Genomic DNA, 6468 nt, shown 5'->3' with positions numbered 1-6468 from the left:
GGCTTCGGCCCTGTCCACGGCCACGGTGCTGGTATGCACCTGGGCGCGGGCGATTTCAACCTCGGCGCGGGCGCGCTGCCAGTCAAGCTCGGTGATGTCGCCCTGCTTGTAACGGCTGCTGTAGATGCTGAAGGCATCCTCGCGGGTTTTAAGCGTGCGACGGGCAGTATCCAGCTGCATGTCCAGGGCCAGCAGGGCAAAATAGCTCTGGGCCGTCTGGCCCGCGACAGAAAGGCGCAGACCCTCATGTCCGATGACTGTGCTCATGAGCACGTCACTGAGCATGGTGTAGCTGTTGCGGTTCTTGCCCCAGAGGTCCAGCTCCCACGAAGCGCTGAGCGCGGCCTGGTTGGTGGACGTGGTGCGGGAAAGGCCGCTCTTGTCAAAGGGTATGGTATTGGGCGTTTTTTCCGAAGCGCCCTGGGCCATTGACGACGCCGAACCGCTGACCGAAGGCAGCAGGTTGGCGGTGGCTATGCCCACCTGCGAAGCTGCGGAATCAATCTTCGCCAAAGATTCGGCGATGTCCTGGTTGTTCTTCAGCGCTTCGTCCACCAGGGCGGTGAGCACCGGGTCATTGAAGCGATTCCACCAGTCTGTGTTCAGTGGGGCCGCGCCCATATCCACCGTGCGCCACTGGGCGGGCATATCCATTTCAGGCCGTTCGTAGCGTGGCGCAAGGGAGCAGGCCGAAAGCATGAATACCGACAGGGCAAACACTGCCCCGGTCAGACGCAGGCGACCGGCATTACTGATGGAACTCATAGATCCTCCTGTCCGTCCCCGGTAAAGTCCTTACCGGCGTTGGGATCTGTTTTGCCCTGTATTTTCAGTGAGATCTGCATGATGATCTTAAAGAAGTACGGCACAAAAAGCGTGGCTATGCACGTGGCCGCCAGCATGCCGCCAATGACCGCCGTACCCAGGGCGTGGCGGCTGTTGGCGCCCGCGCCCGTGCTGATGGCAAGAGGCACGCAGCCAAGAATAAAGGCCAGGGAGGTCATGACAATGGGCCTGAAGCGCAGACGCGAGGCAAAGGTTGCCGCCGCGTCAAGGCTGCGGCCTCCACGCCATGCCTCTACCGCGAATTCCACGATAAGGATGGCGTTTTTGGCTGCCAGCCCCACCAGTGTAACCAGGGCCACCTGAAAGTACACGTCGTTGGAAAGGCCGCGCGCCCAGGTCGCCAGCAATGCGCCGAACACCCCGAAAGGCACGGCCGTGAGCACCGAGAGGGGCAATGACCACGACTCGTACTGCGCCGCCAGAATCAGGAAGACCATGACCAGGGCCAGAACAAAGATCACCGTTGTATCAGTGCTTGCCAGTTTTTCCTGAAGGGCCGAGCCCACCCAGCCCAGACTGTAGTCTGTAGGCAGAATGGCCTTGGCTGCGGCTTCCATTTCGTCCAGAGCCTGGCCCGATGAAAAGCCCGGAGCGGGAGAGCCCATAATGTGCGCCGCAGGGAAGACGTTGTAACGTTCCACCACCTGGGGGGCGGTGCGGCGCTCAAGAGTCATGACCGCGGTCAGCGGGATCATTTCGCCTTTGTTGTTGGGTACGTATACGTTGCCCAGGTCTTCAGGCAGAGTTCTGTACTGGGCTTCAGACTGCAGACGAACCTGGAAGGTACGCCCCATATAGTTGAAGTCGTTCACATACGCGCCGCCGAAAGTGCCGCCCATGGCCGTAAATACGTCGCTGATCTGGACACCCATGTCCTTGCAGCGGTCGCGGTCGAGGTTGGCGTACAACTGGGGCGAACCGGTAGAGAACAGGTTACGCAGCATGCCGATGGCCGGATACTTGCGTTTGCCATCGGCATCCACAGCCATAATTTCCTGCACAAGACGGTTGGTCTCGTTTTCCAGGTCCTGAAGGCTGCCGGTGCCGCGCATCTGGATGTAGCCCTCAAAGCCGCCCGTGGTGCTCATGCCGCTGATGGGCGGCGGGGCAAAGCCCATAACCACGGCTTCGGGCTGCATGAGCGTGACCGCGCCCACAGTCTGGAGCACGGCGTCTGACGACATTTCGGGCTTTTTGCGTTCGCCCCAAGGCTTGAGCAGGGCGAAGAAGGTGCCGTAGTTGCTCTTGACCGAAATGGACGTGATGTCCAGGCCGGACAGGGTTCCCATGCTCTGCACAGCGGGATTGCTGAGCAGAAAGTCGTTAAGAACCTTGTTGACGGCCGTTGTGCGGTGCTGCGAAGCGCCGTCGTCCAGAATCGCCATACCAAGGATGTAGCCCTGATCTTCATTGGGCACGAGACCGCCGGGGACAACCCTGAACAGCCACACGCAAATGAGAATCATGACGGCAAACAGCGACAGGGCCCGCAGGCTGGACTCCTTGAGGAAGTTGACTATGCGCACATAGCCCGTGGTCACGCCGTCAAAGAACTTGTTGAACCACACAAAAGGCTTGGGCGGTTTGTAGTTGTGGTCATGCGGCTTGAGCAGCAGGGCGCAGAGGGCGGGGGTGAGCGTCAGCGCCACCACGCCCGACAGAACCACCGACACCGAGATGGTGATGGCGAACTGCTTGTACATCTGCCCTGCCAGGCCGCCCATGAAGGATACGGGAATAAACACGGCGCACAGCACGAGCACAATGGCCACAATGGGGGCCGTGACCTCGTTCATGGCCTTTGCCGTGGCTTCCTTGGGCGGCAGATGCTCCGAGGTCATGATGCGTTCCACGTTTTCCAGCACCACGATGGCGTCGTCCACCACGATGCCGATGGAAAGAACCATGGCAAAAAGAGTAAGCGTATTGATGGTATAGCCAAAGGCATACAGCCCGGCAAACGTACCGATAATGGAGACCGGCACGGCCACGCAGGGAATGATGGTGGCACGCCAGCTTTGCAGGAACACATAAACGACGATGAACACCAGGATCATGGCTTCCACCAGGGTGGAGACCACTTCGCGGATGGACTCAAGCACGAAGTCGTTGGTGTTCACAAGGATGGTATAATCAAGGCCGTCGGGCATGGTCAGGCCGATTTCGGCCAGCTTGTCCAGCACACGGTCGCCGGTGGCAATGGCGTTGGCCCCGGGCAGCAGATAGACGGCGCCCATACGCGCCACCATGCCGTTATAGCGCGAGGTAACGCTGTAGTCCTTGCCGCCCAGTTCCACGCGGGCCACGTCCTTGAGGCGCAGCATGGCGCTGTCAGGCCCGCTGCGCACGATGATCTGGCCGAATTCTTCCGGCGTGACAAGGCGGCCCTGGGTGTCGATCTGCCAGGTAAGCTGGGTGGAATCGGGCGAAGGCATTTCGCCCAGGCGGCCGGGAGCATACTGTGAGTTCTGTTCCTGAATGGCGGCGGCAACTTCGTTGACGGACACGCCATACTTCGCCAGCTTGTCGGGCTGCAGCCAGATGCGCATGGCATAGTCCATGCTGCCGAATATGGTTACGTCGCCCACGCCGTCCACGCGCTTGAGCGCGTCCACCACGTTGATCTGCGCCCAGTTGTTGATGAACACCTGGTCGTAGCGGCCGTCAGGCGAAAAGTACGAAAACACCAGCAGCATGGCCGGAGAGCGCTTGAGCACGCTCACGCCCTGCCGGCGCACCGCTTCGGGCAGCACCGTCTGGGCCAGGTTGACCTTGTTGTTGACGTTGACAAGGGCCATATCCGGGTCTGTACCCAACGAAAAATAGACGTTGATGCTGCCCGAACCGGAACCGGAAGCCGCAGTGGAAGTCATGTAGAGCATGTTTTCCACGCCGTTGATATTGACTTCCAGGGGGGCCAGTACGGTAGACGCGATGGTTTCCGCCGAAGCGCCGGGATACACCACGCTGACGTTGACCGTGGGCGGCACCAGGTCGGGGTACTGTGCCACGGGCAGCGCCCGCATGGCCAGCGCCCCTACCAGGGTGATGACAATGGATATGACCGCCGAAAGGATAGGTCTGCGTAAAAAGAAATTCGGCTTTGTGGAGACAGCCATATTTACCTACTTCTTAGCCGCGCCTTCCCGGGGCTGTTCGCCCCCGGAGGGCATTATGCTCACCTGTGTGCCGGGGCGGGCCTTGATGATGCCTTCGCTGATAATGCGTTCACCGCCCTTGAGACCCTCAAGCACAAGATATTTGTCGCCAACGGACACACCAACTACCACAGGGATGGGATATACCTTGTCGTCCTTGTCCACGCCCATAACCAGTGAACCCTTCTGGGTCAGCAGAACGCACTTTTGCGGAACAAGCACGGCATTTTTCAGAATGTCGCCATCCATATACAGCCGGACATACTGGCCGGGCATGATGCTGCGGTCGGCATTGGCAAAAACCGCACGAGCCTTGATGACGCCGGTGCTCGGCTGCACCTGGCTGTCAATAAAGGTCACCTCGCCCTCGCCCTTGTACATGGTGCCGTCAAGCAGCCGCAGCCGCGCCTTGTAATGGCCGTCGGCGGGCAGCACAAGGCGGCCTTCGGCGGCCAGGCTCTGGCGCGTCATGCGTTCCGGAGCGGCAATGGAAAAGTCGATGTACATCGGGTCGGTCTGGTTCACATAGGTAAGCAGGGAATTGTTGCCCACGAGGTTGCCGGGGGTGTAGTTTTCCTTGCTGCTGTAGCCGGAAACAGGAGCCGTCACCTGGCAGTAGTCCAGGTTGATCTTGGCCTGGCGCAGAGACGCCTTGGCGCTTTCATACGCGGCAAGGGCATTGTCGCGTTCTTTCTGCGAAACGGCATTTTTTTCATACAGCGGGCGCACCCGCCGCCATTCCCGTTCGGCATTGGTGAACTGGGCCTGGGCCTGCTGCATGAGAGCTTCATAGTGATCGCGTTCCAACTGGAAAAGCAGTTGGCCCTGCTCCACATAATCGCCTTCTTCATACAGCCGCTTTTCAATGATGGCCTCAACCCGGGCGCGCACTTCAACAGCCCGTGAACCGGATGCCTGTGCCTGATATTCGGCAGGCCACGGTTCATCGCGGGCCACAACGTCAAAAACTGCCACGGGCAGGCGCATGGGACCCTGCTGGGCTTTTTTTTCACTGTCGCAGGCGACCAGAACAAGGCAAAGCGCCAGAGCAAGAGGAAGAGAGAACAGCTGTCTGCTTGTCATGAACTACTCCATAAGACGCGCGCCGCAGCACGCTGAAAAACCGCCCGGCATACAAAATCGGGCGAAGCCTCAATGTAAAAAACACAGTTCATTGCAAAAAGCAATCGAGCCGCCCCGCAAAGGGGCCAAAGCAAGACTGCAAAAATAAACAGTAAAATCAATATGTTACAATACCGTATTATTTTCTTGCAACATATTGATTTTATTATATAAAGTTTTTATGCCCTACTTCTGCCCAATATTGCCGGTATGTTCTGCCAATTCGTGTTCCGCATGCCACCGCCTGGCATTATGGGCAGCACTGTTCAGAAAGGCATACCACCAGATGGCGTCTTTGAGCAATTCCAGCCTTCTGAACCTGTGCCGTTCATCACCCATGCGCAATACGGTGATTTCCAACATCTTTTCCGCGCCGTTTCCATCCAGAAAGACCAGACGCAGCGCTGTTTTTTGCAGTGCCTGCAATTCTGCCGAGGGAAATGTGCTGATGCCTTTGCTGGCAACTTCTGTGGCCTTGAGAAAGCTGGTAGCCTGCTGGGACTCCAGCGGCAAATCACGGGGAGAGCTGTTGAGCAGCAGATCAACCCGCACAATGTTGGCAAGATTGACTTTACTGCGGTTGATGACTTTTCCTTCGCGCAACACCCTGTAATAGCAGGCTCCGGTATCTTCCGAAGCCCCCATAACCACAGCCGTGCGCACATCCGGATAAAAAACGCCCACACTGGCCGTCATGCCCGAGGCAGTGGCGACACTGCTTTTTTCTTCAGCAATGCATTGAAGATGTTGCGCTGTTCTGCGCCTGGCATCCACATATATGAAGACCAAAAACACAATGAGCGCGGCGACAATTGTAAAATTCATGCAACACGCCTCCGCATACTCACAGTGTCTTGAGCGTCAGAAAATGTCAAGGAAGGGTACGGAATGCGGCAGGCGTGGAAAAATCCGGAATTATCAAGGAAAGGCAGTGCAAAGGCATAACGCCGCACGGAGCGTCCCGCAAGCTGCGCGCCCAGAAAAGCCAAGGGCAAGGCCCGGCAAGCCGGATACGGATTACGCAGCCTTGTGGCGCGGATTTTTTGAAAAATCCGCGCCACAACTAGACAGTGTCGTCACGAGGTGAATTTCCTTGGTATATCAAGGAGAACGAGTCTTTTATGCAGGGAGTGTACTCTTATGGCACTCGACCGGAATAAAAGGCGAAGTTCGACGCAGAGATACCGGGAAAGGCACTCGTGACGACACAGTCTGGAGCAGATTAACTTTGAGAATATACATTCTCAAAGTTTAAGGCACGCTCACTTCGGCGTTTAACCGCGCAGATAAACTGCGCTTACGCCTCCGTAGCGAACGTCTGCTCACGCAGCCGCCAGAGCAA

At 57.8% G+C, this 6468-nt stretch carries 4 protein-coding genes; all 4 read right to left on the bottom strand.

Going from position 1 to position 6468, the window contains the following annotated elements; all coding sequences use genetic code 11:
- Positions 1-765 (bottom strand): TolC family protein (locus V6C16_RS06205; RefSeq protein ID WP_333542900.1); only part of this gene is annotated, 765 nt, incomplete at its 3' end.
- Complete coding sequence (locus V6C16_RS06200; protein ID WP_333535467.1) at positions 762-3965, bottom strand: efflux RND transporter permease subunit; 3204 nt, start codon at positions 3963-3965, stop codon at positions 762-764. The genes V6C16_RS06205 and V6C16_RS06200, both read right to left, overlap by 4 nt.
- A gap of 6 nt (positions 3966-3971) precedes the next feature.
- A complete protein-coding gene (locus V6C16_RS06195) occupies positions 3972-5087 on the bottom strand; it encodes an efflux RND transporter periplasmic adaptor subunit (RefSeq protein WP_333535466.1) in 1116 nt (371 codons plus the stop codon).
- A 225-nt stretch (positions 5088-5312) separates the two neighbouring features.
- Positions 5313-5951 (bottom strand): thioredoxin, encoded by a 639-nt coding sequence (locus V6C16_RS06190; protein ID WP_333535464.1) that lies wholly within the window; start codon positions 5949-5951, stop codon positions 5313-5315.
- Positions 5952-6468 lie beyond the last annotated feature (517 nt).

Source organism: Desulfovibrio sp. 1188_IL3213 (genome assembly GCF_036763145.1).
Taxonomy (GTDB): domain Bacteria; phylum Desulfobacterota; class Desulfovibrionia; order Desulfovibrionales; family Desulfovibrionaceae; genus Desulfovibrio.
This window is presented reverse-complemented; position numbering and strand designations above follow the sequence as displayed.